This is a genomic window from Nitrospirota bacterium (assembly GCA_040754395.1).
Lineage (GTDB): Bacteria > Nitrospirota > Thermodesulfovibrionia > Thermodesulfovibrionales > SM23-35 > JBFMCL01.
The window spans coordinates 24095-41660 of sequence record JBFMCL010000021.1 but is presented as its reverse complement, the minus strand read 5'-3'; the positions used below and the strand labels follow the sequence as shown (position 1 = coordinate 41660).

20 protein-coding genes and 1 tRNA gene are annotated in these 17566 nt (G+C 46.4%); all 21 read left to right on the top strand.

What is annotated here, in order from left to right; genetic code table 11:
* Nucleotides 1-4: 4 nt before the first annotated feature.
* The 21 genes from AB1552_10950 (at nucleotide 5) to AB1552_10850 (ending at nucleotide 17394) form a co-directional block, all read left to right on the top strand.
* A complete protein-coding gene (locus AB1552_10950; GenBank protein ID MEW6054286.1) occupies nucleotides 5-229 on the top strand; it encodes a hypothetical protein in 225 nt (74 codons plus the stop codon).
* On the top strand, nucleotides 226-882 hold the full coding sequence (locus tag AB1552_10945) for a branched-chain amino acid ABC transporter permease (GenBank protein MEW6054285.1): 657 nt from the start codon (nucleotides 226-228) through the stop codon (nucleotides 880-882). Before AB1552_10950 ends, AB1552_10945 begins: the two co-directional genes overlap by 4 nt.
* Entirely contained in the window at nucleotides 883-1752 is an 870-nt protein-coding gene (locus tag AB1552_10940) for a branched-chain amino acid ABC transporter permease (protein MEW6054284.1), read from the top strand.
* The gene (locus AB1552_10935; GenBank protein ID MEW6054283.1) at nucleotides 1753-2523 is read left to right on the top strand and encodes an ABC transporter ATP-binding protein; all 771 of its coding nucleotides are present in this window, start codon (nucleotides 1753-1755) and stop codon (nucleotides 2521-2523) included.
* A complete protein-coding gene (locus tag AB1552_10930; protein MEW6054282.1) occupies nucleotides 2516-3217 on the top strand; it encodes an ABC transporter ATP-binding protein in 702 nt (233 codons plus the stop codon). Before AB1552_10935 ends, AB1552_10930 begins: the two co-directional genes overlap by 8 nt.
* 2 nt (nucleotides 3218-3219) lie before the next feature.
* On the top strand, nucleotides 3220-4233 hold the full coding sequence (locus tag AB1552_10925) for a DUF3883 domain-containing protein (protein MEW6054281.1): 1014 nt from the start codon (nucleotides 3220-3222) through the stop codon (nucleotides 4231-4233).
* A gap of 885 nt (nucleotides 4234-5118) precedes the next feature.
* Entirely contained in the window at nucleotides 5119-6222 is a 1104-nt protein-coding gene (locus tag AB1552_10920) for a hypothetical protein (GenBank protein MEW6054280.1), read from the top strand.
* Nucleotides 6212-6625 carry a hypothetical protein gene (locus tag AB1552_10915; protein MEW6054279.1) on the top strand — a complete coding sequence of 138 codons (414 nt, stop codon included), beginning with the start codon at nucleotides 6212-6214 and terminating at the stop codon, nucleotides 6623-6625. Before AB1552_10920 ends, AB1552_10915 begins: the two co-directional genes overlap by 11 nt.
* Complete coding sequence (locus tag AB1552_10910; GenBank protein ID MEW6054278.1) at nucleotides 6609-7142, top strand: hypothetical protein; 534 nt, start codon at nucleotides 6609-6611, stop codon at nucleotides 7140-7142. The genes AB1552_10915 and AB1552_10910 overlap by 17 nt, the downstream gene beginning before the upstream one ends.
* A 188-nt stretch (nucleotides 7143-7330) precedes the next feature.
* Nucleotides 7331-8884 (top strand): type IV secretion system DNA-binding domain-containing protein, encoded by a 1554-nt coding sequence (locus tag AB1552_10905; protein ID MEW6054277.1) that lies wholly within the window; start codon nucleotides 7331-7333, stop codon nucleotides 8882-8884.
* Nucleotides 8868-9050 (top strand): hypothetical protein, encoded by a 183-nt coding sequence (locus tag AB1552_10900; GenBank protein ID MEW6054276.1) that lies wholly within the window; start codon nucleotides 8868-8870, stop codon nucleotides 9048-9050. The genes AB1552_10905 and AB1552_10900 overlap by 17 nt, the downstream gene beginning before the upstream one ends.
* A gap of 136 nt (nucleotides 9051-9186) precedes the next feature.
* Nucleotides 9187-10101: a hypothetical protein gene (locus AB1552_10895; GenBank protein MEW6054275.1), complete on the top strand. Its 915-nt coding sequence runs from the start codon at nucleotides 9187-9189 to the stop codon at nucleotides 10099-10101.
* The gene (locus AB1552_10890; protein MEW6054274.1) at nucleotides 10098-10370 is read left to right on the top strand and encodes a helix-turn-helix domain-containing protein; all 273 of its coding nucleotides are present in this window, start codon (nucleotides 10098-10100) and stop codon (nucleotides 10368-10370) included. The genes AB1552_10895 and AB1552_10890 overlap by 4 nt, the downstream gene beginning before the upstream one ends.
* A 5-nt stretch (nucleotides 10371-10375) precedes the next feature.
* Nucleotides 10376-11386, top strand: a complete 1011-nt coding sequence (locus AB1552_10885) for a tyrosine-type recombinase/integrase (protein ID MEW6054273.1) — start codon at nucleotides 10376-10378, stop codon at nucleotides 11384-11386.
* 34 nt (nucleotides 11387-11420) lie between these two features.
* Nucleotides 11421-11507, top strand: a tRNA-Leu gene (locus tag AB1552_10880).
* Nucleotides 11508-11673: 166 nt separating this feature from the next.
* Nucleotides 11674-12951 (top strand): ATP-binding protein, encoded by a 1278-nt coding sequence (locus AB1552_10875; GenBank protein MEW6054272.1) that lies wholly within the window; start codon nucleotides 11674-11676, stop codon nucleotides 12949-12951.
* Nucleotides 12952-12972: 21 nt separating this feature from the next.
* Nucleotides 12973-13221: a DUF2007 domain-containing protein gene (locus AB1552_10870; protein MEW6054271.1), complete on the top strand. Its 249-nt coding sequence runs from the start codon at nucleotides 12973-12975 to the stop codon at nucleotides 13219-13221.
* A 218-nt stretch (nucleotides 13222-13439) separates the two neighbouring features.
* Nucleotides 13440-14507: a 4Fe-4S dicluster domain-containing protein gene (locus AB1552_10865; protein MEW6054270.1), complete on the top strand. Its 1068-nt coding sequence runs from the start codon at nucleotides 13440-13442 to the stop codon at nucleotides 14505-14507.
* Nucleotides 14489-15325, top strand: coding sequence for an FAD/NAD(P)-binding protein (locus AB1552_10860; protein MEW6054269.1), 837 nt, complete (start codon nucleotides 14489-14491; stop codon nucleotides 15323-15325). The genes AB1552_10865 and AB1552_10860 overlap by 19 nt, the downstream gene beginning before the upstream one ends.
* Before the next feature lies 1 nt (nucleotide 15326).
* On the top strand, nucleotides 15327-16067 hold the full coding sequence (locus AB1552_10855) for a cytochrome B (protein ID MEW6054268.1): 741 nt from the start codon (nucleotides 15327-15329) through the stop codon (nucleotides 16065-16067).
* A 1-nt stretch (nucleotide 16068) separates the two neighbouring features.
* The gene (locus AB1552_10850; GenBank protein MEW6054267.1) at nucleotides 16069-17394 is read left to right on the top strand and encodes a Ni/Fe hydrogenase subunit alpha; all 1326 of its coding nucleotides are present in this window, start codon (nucleotides 16069-16071) and stop codon (nucleotides 17392-17394) included.
* Nucleotides 17395-17566 lie beyond the last annotated feature (172 nt).

The window sequence follows — 17566 nt, the reverse complement described above, 5'->3', positions numbered from 1 at the left end:
GGGCATGATTAGGCAACTATTATTAAACGGCATTATTTCTGGAAGCATTTACGCCCTGCTTGCTCTTGGCTTTTCAATCATCTATAAGACAGTCCGTTTCTTTCACTTCGCCCACGGCGTAGTCTATACAGCCGGAGCTTATTTCGCCTACAGCTTATCGATATCTTTGGGGATTAATCCAATCCTCTCTTTTTTTTTGCCTCGACCCTTGCCGCCGTTCTCGGCATAGCCATTGACAGGCTCGTTTATTTCCCTTTAAGAAATAATAACGCTCCCGGCCTTGTCTTTCTCATAGCCTCTTTCGGTGTATTCATCTTCATTCAGAATCTCCTTCAGCTTCTCTACGGTGCACAGATACTTACCCTAAGAACCGGGCCTGTTGTTGAAGGCTATCAGATATTCTCAGCGGTTATCACGCCGACACAAATACTGATACTCGCTTCCTCAATAATCTTTTTCGGGGTACTCTGGCTTATCGTGGACAAAACGAAAATGGGAAAGGCAATCAAGGCGGTGGCGGATGATCATATTGGTGCGAGCGTATCAGGCATTTATCCCGAAAAGGTCATCCTCTATGCCTTCGGTATCGGCTCTGCCCTTGCGGGAATGGCGGGCGGCCTAATCTCTCTTGAGACGAACATTGAACCAACTATGGGCCTGAACGCAATACTCAAAGGGATTATCGCCTCAATCATAGGAGGTATCGGGAGTATCCCAGGAGCGTTGCTCGGAGGCTTCTTCCTCGGCATTATTGAGAATCTTGGAATCTGGAAGATCCAAGCGGGCTGGAAAGACACAATCGCATTTGCAGTACTCATACTTTTTCTTCTATTCAGGCCTGAAGGGATTTTGGGGAAGAAAAATAACAGGGAAAAGCTTTAGATGGAATATTTTATTCATATACTGATTATCTCAGGGATTTATATAATACTGGCCCTCAGCCTTAACCTGATTGTCGGTTATACCGGCCTTCCTGCGTTGGGGCATATTGCTTTTGCATGCGTTGGCGCATATACATCAAGCCTTCTCGCTTTAAATTACGGCGTATCTCCCTGGCTCGGCCTCGTAATCGGTGCCTGCTTTGCATCCATCATCGGACTAATCATAGGCATTCCATCAATTAGGCTTAAAGGCGATTACCTTGCCCTTGCCACATTCGGTTTTGGTGTAATCGTTTATTCAGTCTCAAAGAATTGGGTCGATCTCACGAGGGGGCCGATGGGTTTGCCGGGCATTCCAAAGTTCTCAGTGTTCGGATTCGAGCTTCAGCCACTCTGGACTTATCTTATCCTTGTAATATTTTTCGTTGGTCTAACAGGAGTCGTCATTAACCGGATCGTGCATTCTCCCTTCGGAAGGATTCTCAGAAGCATCCGGGACGATGAGATTGCAAGTCTCTCAATAGGAACAAACGTCAATAGGTATAAACTTACTGTCTTTGTGATCGGGGCTTTCCTTGCCGGAATTGCAGGGAGTCTTTACGCTCACTACATAACGTTTATCGATCCTTCAAGTTTTACAGTTATGGAGTCTATCGCGGTTCTACTCATGGTCGTTTTCGGTGGGATGGGAAGCGTAAAGGGTTCCTTTATCGGCGCTCTGGTCCTTGTGATCTTTCCGGAGATGCTGCGTTTTCTGGGCATGCCGAGTTCTGTTGCGGCTCCCCTCAGGCAGATGATATATGGCCTTCTTTTGATTGTATTAATGCTCAAGAGACCGCAGGGGATAATCGGAGAATACAAGTTCAAGTAGATGGAAATACTCCAGGTACAAAACGTATCGAAGAGCTTTGACGGAATAAAAGCTGTTGATGATCTTTCCTTCGAGGTCGAGAAGGGAACTGTCACGGCCTTGATTGGGCCGAACGGTTCCGGCAAGACGGTCACTTTCAATCTCGTCACCGGCTTCTATCGCCCGACTTCCGGCAGCATCCATTTCAAATCCAAAGAGATCACTCGTATCGCCCCTCACAAAATATTTAACCTGGGAATCGGCAGGACATTCCAGAACATCAGGCTTTTTCCGCAGATGACCGTTCTTGAAAATGTTCTCCTTGGAATCAAATATCACAGAGGGGAAACTCTTTGGGATGCTCTATTCAAAACCTCGGCCATGTTTGAATCAGATAGGGAATACACTGAGAGGGCGATGGACCTACTGAGGCTTGTTGGGTTGGAAGCAAAGAAAGATGATCTCGCTGAAGGTCTCTCCCACGGGCAAAGAAGGCTCCTGGAATTTGCACGCACCCTCGGAACAGAATCAGAATGCTATCTCTTTGATGAACCCACAGCAGGGGTATTTCCCAATACGATCCCGAAAATACGTGAAATCATCAAGGACCTCAAGAGCAAAGGCAAGACAATTCTCTTTATCGAGCACAACATGAAGGTCGTCATGGACATCTCTGATAAGGTCATAGTGCTTAATCACGGGAAGAAGATAGCCGAAGGCACACCTGCAGAGATCCAAAATAATGAGGCTGTGCTTGATGCATATATGGGAAAGAGGAGAAGAAGTGCTTGAAGCAAAGAACATAAGCGTATATTACGGATCTGTGAAAGCTATAGAAAATGTGTCTTTCGCAGTCAATGCCGGTGAGATCGTGGCAATGATCGGGCCGAATGGCGCTGGCAAATCAACAGCGCTTAAAGCTGTATTTGGAATGGTTGAATGGAAAACTGGAGAAATCTTTTTTAACGGTGAGAATATCAAGGGATTGAGACCCGATGAACATGTTGCTAAAGGAATCTCCCTTGTCCCGGAAGGCAGAAGGCTATTTCAGTCCATGACTGTAATCGAAAACCTTGAGATGGGAGCCTTTCAGCAAAATAATAGTACGACTAAAGCTGAAATAGAGAAGATCCTTGACCTATTTCCTTCGTTGAAGGACAAAAGGAATCAAAAGGCTGGAGTGCTTTCTACCGGTGAACAGCAGCTCCTTGCCCTAGGCCGTGCATTGATGCAGAAACCAAAGCTGCTTCTTGCCGATGAACCGTCGATAGGGCTTTCACCATCATATGTAGATATAATCTTCGACAAGCTGATTGAGATTAATAAATCGGGCACAAGTGTATTACTCGTCGAGCAGAACGCACGCATGGCCCTCGAAATTGCTCATAGGGGATATGTATTTAAGATCGGCAGCATATTCATGGAAGACACAGGAGAGAACCTTCTAAAGAGTGAGGAAGTGAAGAAAGCATTTCTTGGGGGATGAATATGGAAAGAATACTCATGGTCAGAATCGGATGGATGAAATATTACACTGGCTCAAAGCCAGGAGATGAACGCCCCATCGGTGGCGGAAAATATAACCTGCGAAAGATAGGCGGAGAGTTTAATAATTTCAAAATCTGCTCAGGGACAGTCTATGGATCATTTGCAATTGCAATGAACGCGGAAGAACTAACTTTGAGCCGCATAGACCCGTCAGCCTCCGGCGAGTCACTAAAGAAGGTTTTATTGATTTTCTTCGCCAGAGATCCACGCCATGATTCAAAAGGACAGGTAGTCGTGGGTTGGTACAGAAACGCGACAGTGTATTCACAGTGGGCAAAAAGACCATGGTGGCATTATGCAGAGACGCAGAGTAAAAATGCTGTCTTGCTGCCTACATATCGAAGAACATGTGTTATTCCCCGTGGGCAAAACGCGCCCGGTCAGTCAAATGTTTTTTTTGCTCTAGATACTTTTGGTGAGCCCAGACAATCGAAATGGTTGCTCAAAGTGCTCGATTTTATAAACACATATTCAGGTCCTAACTTGGTTTTAAATCCTGAAGCAGAGGCTCAGCCTGAAATCGAGGAAATCTTCGAGAAGGAAATGGCTCTTGCCTTAGCTCAGGGTGTACAATCCGACTCAAAAGCAAGGAAAATGATCGAGAATCATGCAATGCTCTCAGCGATGAATTATTTTAAGAATGAGGGTTATATCGTTACTGATGTTTCGTCAACAAAATCCTATGACCTCTATTGCTGTAAGAATAAAAGAGAACTTTTTGTGGAAGTCAAAGGCTCCCAGCTTCCAGCTTCAAGAATAATCCTTACACCGAACGAAGTTGCCTTTGCTCGCAAGAATTCGAGTAATATGGCGCTTTATCTCTTGCACTCGATAAACCTGACACGCCGAAAGAAGAACTACGTCGTACAAGGTGGCACGCGTAGAGTGATTATGCCATGGAAGATTAAAAGTAATCTTCTGAGCCCTTTGCAATTCTTTTATGACATTGAATAATCCCCCGCCGCCTGTTGCTTAATCTCTGGGATTTGCGGTCGCGGATATGCCTGGTTCCTTTGTCAACCGGCTGAAACTTTTCCGGACTGCTCTCATGATCATCCTGTCGTCTATCGAACAGATCTCCCCGGATAAGAACCTGAACTTTCCAATCAAAAATGACTCACTATGGAGTATGACAGCCCTCCCCCGCCGATCCTTCCCCCCTCTGGACACCCCCCTTCCGGGCTCCCCCTCCATTTAAGGAACTCCCAAAGGGGGGAAGAACCTCAAGGGGGAGGATGCTGCTCGTGTCCGTCCCTCCACAGCCTCACTTAACTCATGTTACTACTCGCAATTTTATATGCTGCGTTTTGCTCGTAGACATGAGTAAAGCTCGGTCATAATCTATCGTATCCCATCCTCTCCCGCACATTGTCTCCGCTCACTCCGACAAAGTGCATCCCTCTCCTTCCCCGGAAGGAAAGGGAAAAAACCTCTATAAGGAGTCTGGCAATGTCTTTTCATAATCTGCTCACTGATCTTGCTGAAATGGCAAGTTCGCGCCAGATTATCAAAAGCCACCGCCAGGTTATTCCGCTATCGCTCAAACACCCCGCCCACCACACAACATAATACTGCGCTTGCGCACAGAATTATGTTGTTCCCGTCCGCCCCTCCAGGGACTCCCTGACAAAAAAAGGTTTTTTCTACCGGTTAGGTCTATCGGTAGTATAAAGGGCAAGTTAAAGAACGTAGCGTATTTTGCTTTAAAAATATATTTAACTAACTGATTTATAATACTTTTATGGGAGTGTTAATAAAAAAATGGGTACGCTACCATTTTTTTCTTGATAATTATGTATTAAAACACTTACAATTTATTAAAAAGAAAGGCTATGTAATGTGGACAAGAAAAAAGTAATAAGTTCCAGGATTGACGAAGAGCTGTCTGCTTCAACAAACAGTATTTCAAATAGATTTCGCATTTCGGTAGCAGAGTTATTAAATCGTTCTCTAAACTTTCTCAGGCACAATCCGGAGCTTGTCATTGAATTTCAGCCTCCGACTCCTACTCAGCAGGAATATTTGCAGCTTCAAAACAGTCCGGAACGTTCCCTGGCGAAATTGAAAGAACAGGGGATATCCACAAGAGCGCATCTGCTTTTTATCCTCTATTATGTCCAGAAGGCTTATTATCTGGCCGAAGACGAAAAAGCAACGGCGCCGTGGGTGAGAAAACTCGTTCATCTTCTTGATCTGCTCTTGGAGCTTGACATTAAAAATAGAGACGAATTGACAACTCTCCTTGTTTCGAACTTCCCGGTCAGGGACGGAAACCTATATGAAAAAATTAAAACCCTGCTCTCTTCTCTCGAAAAGCAAAGCTTTGTTAGCTCTTACACAGCAGATTATATTGCCCAGTGTCTGTTTACGCTCGTCGAGAAAGCTGATTTTGATCTGAGCGCGGCGACTATAGGAGAGATCAACAGCCTTCTCAATCCATGGGTATTTTGGGTAGCACGAAGAGGAATTCCCTCCGAAGGTCGTATCAGGGATATCGATACGACTGTTCTTGACAAGGTGACAGCAGTGCCCGGAGAAAAATCGTTTAAGGAACCAGGGGAAAAAGTCACGGCACATGTTTTTCTCTCGGACGAAGGTACCGGTCCTTTCAGGGTTGGAAAGCGAACTTTTAATTGCGGTCTTATTTTTGGGCAAGGGCAGAGAAAAGAGACAATTATTAATTGCGATGCTCGCGCTCTCTATGAACTTATCAAGGCTGTAAACATCCTTGAATCAGGAAAGAACATGGCTGAATATGGCACGTGGTCCATATTAAGAGATCGTAAACAAGGCTACTACACCCTCCATAGAGCGTTCCTGTCGTACTCTCTAATGGAAGAAGAAATGGAAGACTTCGTTAGTCTCGTAAAAAAACTTGCGGACAGAGAAAATGTGCAGAGAGAATTGGTCAAAGAGTTTGTGGAGGTGTACGGTGCCGTATAAGAACCATAAACATCAAAGCATCTACCTCGATGAAAAGCTTGACAAGCGCATAACCGACGCTGCTGTCTCAGAAAAGAAAAGCAAGAACAAGATGATAAATGAACTGATACGCATAGGACTTTCCAAAAGGGACGAGGACATATTTGGCCTGGAAGCAATAGCCAAGACAATGAAAGCAGATCTCCAGTTAACCAGAGACGAGATCAAAAGACAATCAAACCGCATGGCAACACTGCTCTTAAAGGTCGGCATGCATACAATAGCAGGCCGCTACCAGACTACTCATACCTATGCCAAACTAACCGATAGCGAAACAGCAAAAAAGGTTTTTGATCAAGGGTGGAACTATGCGATAGGAAAAATAAAAGAGAAAGCGAATATAGAGGATGATAGTAAAGAGTAGTTTTTCCAAAGGCACAGGAAAAGGCGCTGGAACACTCAACTACATCAGCCGGGAAGGGGCTTTTGGATGCGGGCATGCACCGGTCTACGATAGAGAAGGAAATATTTTACCGCGAGATACTTTCAAGGAATTGAAACAAGAAATCAAAGAGGCAGAGATGGAACGGAGGTTGATTTTTTCTCCGGAAGAACCAGATCTGTCCAAGGAAGAAATCGGAATAATGGTAAGGGACGTAATCGAGAGATACCAGGTGGAAGAAGACAAAAGCTTTGATTATGTTTATGCGATACATGATCACAACGAAAGAACACATGTTCATGTTCTGGCATGGGGAGATAAAGAAGATTTGCGGATGGACAGAGACGACCTGGCATCCATAACAGAAAAAGCGCTTGACCTTGAAATCGAGCAGGAACAAATTATTGAGCTTGCGACAGGTAAAGAGGAAGTCATGGAGAAAGATAACTCTTCTGAGCTTGAGATCGATTCCGAAATTCCGCTGGAGGACCACGCCTGAGAAGTTTCGAAGAACTGGCAACAAGGCTGAAGTTCCTGAAGAAACACGCCCAGATAATTCTTATCTGGTTTTTTGTCCTTGCCTGCATAGCCTTTGTCGGTCTCACCTGGGCAGGCATAAGATCAGACAACGGGTTACAGCCTTACAATGTATTCTCACACCAGAGATTTTATATTTACCGCGCTGTCATGAAACAATATCCCCCAAGTCTTTTCATTAAGGACTCATTCCATAAGACATTTACCGGCGTCCCGGAAAACCCGGAGGAAGAGCTTTTAAAAGATCAATGGATTGCCATAGTAAAACATAAGGCTGTTTTTGATATGTTGTTCTCATCTGCCGTTTCTGCTTTTTTCATGGGGTTGGTTTTAACAATACTCTTTAAAAAGGACATTTCCCGGAAAGACGAGAAGTTCCTGAGAGGGGCATCATTGGTATCGCCTCAAAGGATAAATTCGGCTATCAAGAACTCCCGAATTATATTCGGGAAGGAGAGAGTCAGATTCCCGATATCTTTTGAGAATATGGGCATGTTTCTTTTCGGCTCTCCTGGGTCCGGGAAATCAACATTCCTGAAGCACCTTATTCCGCAAATCACCGGCGATCCGGCTGTCATCTATGACCGAAAGCCCGAATTCTACCCGCTCTTTTTTGAACAGGGAAAGGATTTATTGCTTGATCCCAAGGATGAAAGGACAATCAGGTGGAATATCTTTCAGGAGATCGGGGAAAAGGAAGACATCGACAATATAGTCAATTCAATGATTCCTCTCCCTCCAGACCCCAAGGCCGCATTCTGGTATCAGGCGGCACGAGATATATTCCATGCGATTTTCACTCTTTTATGGGAAACCGGCAAGGCATCGAATAAGGCGCTTATAGACTTCCTCTTTGTGAACGGATGCAACAGGGAAAAGCTCTATAACCTCCTTAAGCACGATCCAAGGGTTGAAGGGTACATAGCGAAGGATAACAATACCGCCAACTCGATAATGTCGGTTGTCTCACAGTTTTCCAATGCCCTTGTGCAAAGGCATTTCTACCACGACGGCGATTTTTCGATAAAGGAATTTATCAGAACTGGTACCGGCAGACTTTTCATAGTGAACAGAACCGCCACTGAGGAAGCCTTTAAGACATACTATACCCTTTTCTTTGACCTTGCATTCAGAGAATTCTTAACCAGACAGATCAACAGGAGTTTCAGGTTCTGGTTCATCATTGATGAATTTCCCTCTTTGATGAAACTTGAGACGCTTCAGCGGCTTTTGGCTGAAGGACGGGACAGGGGAAGTTGTCCCGTCATTGGAGCGCAGGACTTTGAACAGGTCAAAAAAACCTATGGCCCTGATGCCTATTCGATTTTCAATCAGACGAATACAAAAGTCATATTCAGGATCAATGACCCAAACACAACAGAATATCTTAGCCGGGCATTTGGGGAACAAGAGCACGTACAACAGGTAAGGACACTATCAGCAGGCGCAAGAAGCATCAGAGACGGATATAATTTCAGCGAACAACAGAAGATAAGCAGGATCATACTCCCATCAGAACTCAAGGGAATGGAAGCCCTCAAGGGGTATGTCTCCATAGGGGAATATCCGGTCACTCAGATTTCCCTGAATATCTTTACCCAGCCCGACAGAAATTCAATGATACCGAGAAACATTCCGGAGATTGCCATCGAGAAAAAACAGGACACAGAAGAGGAACTGGTACTGGATGAATTACTCAGATAATACTGATAAAAGAACATCAAAGCTAAGAATTGATCATAATGTCATCGAGATAGACATTGATCTCAGCAGACCGAGACTCATCCCGATAAAAGGGAAGGACAATAAAGGTAAGGAGATTATCTGGCATCTTAAAGTCACAGAAAAAGGCAGATTAGTCTTACTCTAAGAAAATACCCGTAAGTTAGCGATTAACCAAAAGCAAAGCGCAGGGTTAAAGTAGCGAAGCCAGGGTAGAGAATTGAGGCAGTGCCTCACTCTATCCTGGCTTTTTTATTTCGGACGGAACTTTTGAGAGATACGGAATGAAATATACCATATACATCAACCAGCTCGCATATCACAGAATGGGACTTTGCGGAAAGCTCGACATAACCGATCTTGCCATTCTGGATTATATTCACGGATGGTGTGTCGCACCCAGGGCCGACCGGATTATTATCGACCATCAGGAGTACACCCGTATCAACTATACGCATCTGATCGAAGAGATGCCGATCCTGCGCATCAGAGAGAAAGACACCATATCCGCCAGGATCAAGAAACTCCGGGCGCATGATCTTATCAGGACCTTTCAGAGGAAAGACAAGACCCTCTATGTGAGGCAGACGCAGAAATGTTATTCCATTTTCTTTTCTGACGATAATAGCTATTATCCCGGTAGAAAGCGTCCGACCTATCCGAAAAAACCGGACAGGGTATCCGAATTATCTGGACAGGCCCTATCCGAAAAATTCGGACAGCAACAAACATATAACTATAACAATCCTAAAATTACAACAACAGAGTCTGTTGTTGTTTCTGAAATAGAGACAAAAAAAGTCAGAGACATCCTGTCTACTATCAACATTTCTTACGAAGGCATAACCGACAGGTTGATCTCTGACCTGATTACTGAAAAAGGATTCTCTCATGTATTTGAGACTGCAAGGAAAATAGCAAAACAGTATCATCCGGGATCTCAGCCTATTTCAAATCCTGCAGGTCATTTCAAATTCCTTGTCATGGAAGGCATGGAGGCCCCTAAGGGGTACACTTCGAAGGAGGAAGAGGAGGATCAGAGGAAACACGAAAAGGCAAAACGCAAAGAGAAAAATCATACTCAGGAAGATGGTCCCAGCCTTGAGGAGGTACGAAATTTTGTAAATCAACTGCGCATAGGCGGGACAAAGGACATACCAAAAATCGGGAGCAAGACCCCGCCAAGGGGGGAAAGTTGAATAATTCTATTCGCCCCCAGGAGCGCACCACTGGAAAACTTCTCACAGCCGAGCAGGTTGCAAAAATCATCTGCTGCTCACCGAAGACCATTTATAGCTGGGCTGAACTCGGACATATCCCATCCATAAAAATTGGAACAGGGCGGAAAGCCCTTCTTCGCTTCGATTCAGATGAAGTTCATGCCTGGCTGCAGTTCTGGAAAGAGGAAACGGCAAAAAGGTATAATTCGGGTGCTGGAACTGTTGCCGGTGCCCGGAAGGGAGGATAGAGTTTATGGGCATCTACAAAAAAGGCAAAGTCTACTGGATGATTAAGCAATACAGGGGAAAACGGATTGAGAGGAGCCTTGAAACAAGTGTCAAGAGGGTTGCCGAGGAAAGATTTGCAAAGATCGTCAGTGAGATTATTGACGGTAGTTATTTTGAAGGGCAAAGGGCAAAGACCTTAACGCTGGCTGATATGGTAGAAAAGTACAAACAAAAATACCAAAGGCTAAGAGATGAAACCACATTCAAAAGGCTACTGCCTGCATTTGGACATTTCACGCTTGCTGATATCACTACAGAGATGATTTCTGATTACAGAGAGAGCCGCCTGAAGGTTGTTAAGCCTGCAACCATATATCAGGAACTTTCATTGCTAAGGCGAATGTTCAACGTTGCACGTCGCGAATGGAAGTGGATTAAGGAGAACCCCGCCGCAGACTTGTCTTTCTCCATTGGTAACAGTAATGCAAGAGACCGCTGGTTATCTCTTGCTGAGGAACAAAAACTTTTGTCTGCTGCGACTAATCCGAATTGGTTAAGATCATTGCTCGTTACAGCCCTCCATACTGGCATGAGAAGAGGAGAGATACTAAATCTGCAATGGCAGGATATAGACTTTCAGCGAAAACTGCTGACCGTCCATAAATCGAAGAATGGAGAGAAAAGGTCTATCCCTCTATCAAGTACCCTTTGTGACGTCCTCAAGGGCATCAAGGTTCTGAACATCTCAGGGAAGGTTTTCCCCATTTCTGTAAGAAGTCTTCGGGCCGCATTCGATATGACCCTTGAAAAAGCAGGCATTAAGGACTTCCATTTCCACGATCTCCGCCATACCTTTGCAACCCGGTTAGTTCAGGCAGGTGTGGACTTTTACAGAATAAAGGAGCTCCTCGGTCATAAGACCATTAACATGACAATGAGATATGCTCATCATTACCCTGAAAGTTTGAGGTCGAGCATAGACGTTCTGGACAGAAACTACGACAATTCTACTACAGTCAGCTCAGGTGCTATTTGACCAAACGTCCGGAAATCCTTTAATATCAATAGTTGCCGGTGTGGTGGAATTGGCAGACGCGCCGGACTCAAAATCCGGTGGGGGCAACTCCGTGTGGGTTCAACTCCCACCACCGGCACCATACAAATCAAGGGGTTATGCTTCACCGTCTTTTGACTCCTTCGCGTCATTTTGAGAAATTATCCCCGTTTTGTATACACTGACCTGCATATCCGATCGCCTTGCAATTGTCTAACAATAACACTATAATGTAATTGAAATTTAATATCAGTGGTATTGGAGAGTAGATGGAATTACAGGATTTTAACCCGTGGTGGAAGACAGGGGAAGTATCCCCGGATCTTACCGGAAGAAAAAGAAAAATATTCGAGGAGATCGCAAGGCATATAGACAAGCGACAAATCGTGCTTTTCACCGGGGTGAGAAGAGTGGGAAAGACAACCCTCATGTATCAGATTATCCAAGCGCTTATTGAAAAGCACACGAATCCCTACACTATCTTATATTTTTCATTCGATGAGATGAGGTATGACCTTGAAGATATCATCAAACAGTATGAAGCAGAGGTGCTCCAAGACGATATCTCAAAAAAGAAGGCATATATATTCCTCGACGAGATACAGAAACTCAATGGATGGTCATCGAAGGTTAAACTCCTCTACGATGCAAATCCAAAACTGAAGATCTTTCTGACAGGCTCGGCACAGATAACTATGTGGCAGGGCACAAGGGAAAGCCTGGCGGGAAGGTTCTTTGATTTTATGATCAGCCCTTTGGATTTTGAGGAGTACCTTGATTTTCAAGAAGTTTCGATAGATAGGCACAGGGAAAAGATATTCGAGAAGGACCTGAAGAAGCATATGGCTGTATTCCTGAAGACCGGCGGGTTTATTGAGGCTCTTGATATGGATGAGCCTGTGCGCAGAAAGTATCTGAAAGAAAGCCTTCTTGAGAGGGTCATCTTTGTGGATATTCCACAGACATTCAAACTTGACCTGTCCGAACTGCTCATGAAATTGCTAATTCTTACTGCATCGCGGCCTGGTTTTTATCTTGATTACAAGAACCTGGGCAATGACCTTAACGTTGACCAGCGGACGATTGCAAACTATATTTCATACCTGGAATATGCCCTTTTCCTGCAGAAGCTTTACAATTACTCACGGAACCTCCTTACCAGCGAGAAGAAGATAAAGAGACTCTATCCCTCCAACACGGCGTTTACCCTGGCGATGAATCCTCAGGCCGAATTGTCATCGGTCATAGAGCAATATTTCGTAAACAGCCTTAATGCACGATTCTTTCTGAAGACTCCCCAGAAGGAGCAGATCGATATCATCTATGCCGGTAAAAAGACGCTGCTGCCTGTAGAAATCAAAATCAAGGCAAAAATAGACAGAGGCGACATTAAAACTCTTTTCAAATTTCTTGAAAAAAATAAGCTCGATAAAGCTCTGCTTATCACCCTGGACACTGAAACGAGATTCAGGAACGGTAACTTTTTTATTGAGGCGATACCCTACTGGAAACATTGGAGCATCAGAGAAAATACTTATAATCCATGATGTTTTCGGTTAAACTATAATATGCCAAAGAATGAACAATGGGTTGAGATCTTCGTTACCTACGATCACCTTGAAGCGGAAATGATACGGGATCTTCTTGAGAGCGGCGGCATCCCTGTGATACTGAGGTCTGCAAAGGTCTCCCCGTATCCGGTAAATATCGGAAAAATGGGAGAAATAAAGGTACTGGTAAGAGAAAGCGATGAAGAAACCGCGCAGAGTGTAATAGGGCAGAACTATGATGACAATGCGGATAATGTCAGACTCTGACCGCATATTTGCAGAGAAATTGTGCGGTTTTTTGCTGCCGCGCCCTTAAATTGTAGTTTTACGATTGCTGAAAATTACGGCTTTCGGTTGACACGGACACCGTAAAATCCTTAAATTAAACGTATACGGCAATCGATTGCCGTATACGTCTGGCGACAAAAAAACCAGAACGCCAGATCCGGAAGCAGAACACATTTCAATATTATGAAGAGGATGCCATGGAAGATCTGCACTATCTGATACTGAAAAAGGAGCGGTTTCATGATTTTGTCCGGTCCGTATCTGAAGTGGGGAAACTGGTAGCCCCGGTTCCGAAAGGCTTCAACAACTTTGCCTTTGAAGCAGTAACCTCGGCCGGCGAAATCGCACTCCGTTATATCCCCACAATCCTCCCGCTGAAGAAATTCTTCATGCCGCAGCGTGAGACGCTCCTGGAATTCAGCACAGGCAGAAAGGGAGTGGTAAATGCGGTGGTCGAATGCGAGCCGGTGACAATATTCGGAGCCCATACCTGCGACCTTGCCGGAATCCAGTGCCTGAATATGGTTTTTTCAGAGCGTCCCAGAGACCAGAACTACCTTACACGGAAAAACCAGATCGCCCTTATCGGACTGGAATGCAATGAATACTGCGACCAGTACGCAAACTGCCACCTTGTGAACGCAAGCTTTCCGGGAGGGGGATACGATATTTTTTTCACGGACCTTGGAGAATTTTTTATCGTTCATGTGAAGACCCAGGCAGGAGACATGATCGTCGGGGCCGCCGGAACTTTCGAAAAGGCGGACAGCTCACATATCAATGAGCTGAAAAAGATGAGAACGCAGAAAAGAAAGATATTCAACAATGAAGTCCCTGTTGACAGCAGGCAGATCCCGGAGATGTTCGACAGATCGTTCAGGGCGCGTGTATGGAAAGAGCTTGATGAGCGGTGTCTTGCGTGCGGCAACTGCACGAACGTCTGCCCGACCTGCTACTGTTTCGACATCAGGGATGAACTTGACCTCAGCCTGAAACACGGTATCAGATATCGCGTGTGGGATTCCTGCCAGCTTGAGCCGTTCGCACGGGTAGCCGGAGGCATGAATTTCCGGAAAGAACGCGCTGCACGGCAGAGGCACAGGTATTACCGCAAGTTCAGGTATCCTGTTGACCGCTTTGCACGGTTCTTCTGCACCGGGTGCGGGAGATGTACGCGTACCTGCATGGCGGACATCAGCCTTAAGGAGACCCTCAACGAACTGATAAAGGAGAGCGAGGACAGAGTATGGAAAAAGTGGTTATAAAAGATTCCGCCTACAGGCTGCGAAAGGCAAAAATCCTTCATACGAAAAAGCTGACGGCGAACGAAAAGTTCTTCGAGATAGCCCTCGCTGATGGTGAACTGCTTGACCATGAGCCGGGCCAGTTCGTCATGATCTCGCTTCTCGGTATCGGGGAAGTTCCCATATCCGTCAGTTCATCTCCGACCAAGCGCGAATCTTTTGATATCTGTGTCAGAGCGGTCGGGAAAGTCACCAGATCCCTTCACAAGCTGAAGGCAGGGAGTGAAATAGGGATACGGGGACCGTACGGACAGGGCTTCCCGATTCAGATACTCGAGGGAAACGACCTGCTGATCGTCGCAGGAGGACTGGGGATCGCCCCGCTCAGGTCTCTGATCAAGTATGTCATCGACAACCGCCGCGACTTCGGAAAGATCCACATCCTTCTCGGGTGCAAAGAGCCGAAGGAACTGCTTTTCAGCGATGAGCTCGACGAGTGGAACAGCCGTGCGGACCTTTACTATGCCTGCACTGTCGATCGCGCAGACCCTGACTGGGCCGGAAATGTCGGGCTTATCACAACCCTAATACCCGGCGTTGACCTTGACCCGCAGAGAACCTTTGCAGCGGTAGTCGGTCCTCCGGTTATGTACAACTTTGTAATCAAGGAGCTTCTGGCAAAGGGAATTCCCGAACGTCAGATTCTCCTGTCATTCGAACGCAACATGAAATGCGGGAACGGAAAATGCGGGAGGTGCCAGATTCAGAACCTTTATGTCTGTCAGAATGGACCGGTTTTCAACTATGAACGTATTAAAAACCTGAGCGAGGCTTTTTAGCATGAAGAAACCAAAAGTCGGGATTTTCGATTTTGCCTGTTGCGAGGGCTGTCAGCTCCAGATCGCAAACATGGGAGAATCTGTACTGGATGTGCTCGGAGCGGTCGATGTGCTCGAATGGAGAGAGGTGATGTCGGAACAATGGGGCAAGGCACTGGACATCGCCATCATAGAAGGCAGCATTACCAATTCTCACGCAACGGAACGGATACAGCAGATACGGAAGAAGGCGAAGATTCTCATCGCCTACGGATCCTGCGCGACAATCGGCGGGGTAAACGGCATGAAGAACAACTTCAGCCTGAACGACATCCAGAAATACGTCTACGGGGACAGCGCCCGGTTCTTTCCGACAGAACTGACGAGGGCGGTCCACCAGGTCGTGAAGGTCGATTATTTCGTCAACGGCTGCCCGGTCTACATCCCTGAATTTGTCACGGTGCTGAAGGCAGTTCTGCAGGGCATTCCGTATTACGTGCCTGATTACCCTGTCTGTGTCGAATGCAAACTGAACGAGAATGTCTGCATGTATGAAAGGAACGTCACCTGTCTCGGCCCTGTCACAAAGGCAGGGTGCAATTCATGGTGCATCAACAACGGCAATATCTGCTATGGTTGCCGGGGCATGGTCAGCAATCCGAACGAAAAAGGCGCAAGGGACGTAATCGAAAAGTATAAAATCCCGGTGGATATGATTGTGAACAAAATGCACATGTACAACAAATGCAGGGAGCTTGAGTAATATGGGCAAGAATATCAATGTCAGCGTCGAATACCTCACAAGAGTGGAGGGGCACGGAAATATCGTCATCAATGTAAAGGAAGGCAGGCTCGAGACCTGCCGGCTTGATATTGTCGAAGCTCCGCGGTTTTTCGAGGGGATGCTTCGCGGACGTTCGATCTTCGAAGCCCAGCACATCACCAGCAGGATCTGCGGCATCTGCGCGTGCGGGCACTCCCTCGCCTCGATCCAGGCAGCAGAAGACGCCCTCGGCGTCACACCGACCCCGCAGACAATCACCCTGAGGAAACTGCTTCTGCATCTCGAAATGCTCGACAGCCACATCCTTCACATCTATCTGCTGGTCGCGCCTGACCTTCTGGGAGTGAAAAGTTTTGTCCCGCTTATCAGCAGCCACAATGAGGTCGTGCGGAGGGCTTTGCGGATGAAGAAGACCTGCAACGACTTCTGCGATATCCTCGTCGGCCGGCACGTGCATCCCATCTCTGCAATCGTTGGTGGCTTCACAAAGCTTCCGCGGCAAAAGGATCTGGACGCAATGCTCGGAATGCTCAGGGGGATGAGACCTGACATGGATGCTACCGTAGCACTCGCAGCAACCCTGAAATTCCCTGCATTTGAACGTGATACCGAATACGTTGCCCTTGTGAGCGACGATGACGAATATCCGCTGCTGATGGGCGATATCGGTTCAACAGACGGCGTGAGAATGCCGAAGCAGGAATACAGGAAAATCACGAATGAATTCATCGTTCCCCCTTCCTCCGCAAAACACGCAAAACTCAGCAGGGATTCCTATGCGGTCGGAGCCCTCGCCAGATTCAACCTGAACTCGGAAAAACTCCATCCAAAGGCAAAGGAAGTCGCGCATGCGATCGGGCTGAAGCCGAAATGCATTAACCCCTATCTCAACACCACCGCGCAGCTCGTTGAGAGCGTTCACTGCCTTGAGGAGGCGATTGCGATCGTCGAAGGGCTGCAGCAGACCTCCCTCAGGTATGATGAGGAGATCGTGGTCGGCCTGAACGAGCAGCACAGAATACCCGTCCGCGCTGGAAGCGGAGTAGGCGCGGTCGAAGTCCCGAGGGGAATCCTGTTCCACCATTACCAGACAGATGCACAGGGGACGATTACCGATGCCAACTGCATCATCCCGACAAACCAGAACACCGGCAATATCGAACATGACATGATGAAGCTGGTCCCGGAGATCCTTAACAGGAGCGAAGAGGAGATTACCCTCGCGGTCGAGATGCTGGTGCGCTCGTATGATCCCTGCATCTCCTGCTCGACGCATTTACTGAACGTTGAATTTAAGGACAAATAAGCACACGTCCTCAGCCATCACATTTTTTCATTCACAGCTCGTCACTGGCATGTATGCCTGTCCGGAGGCTGCCTTAATCCAGACCATTCATGACTCCGAATTTTTCGCACAGAGCAAGCAAAAGTCCCGTATAATAATATGCCTGCTATTCAATTCAAAAGGGTTTTGTGAT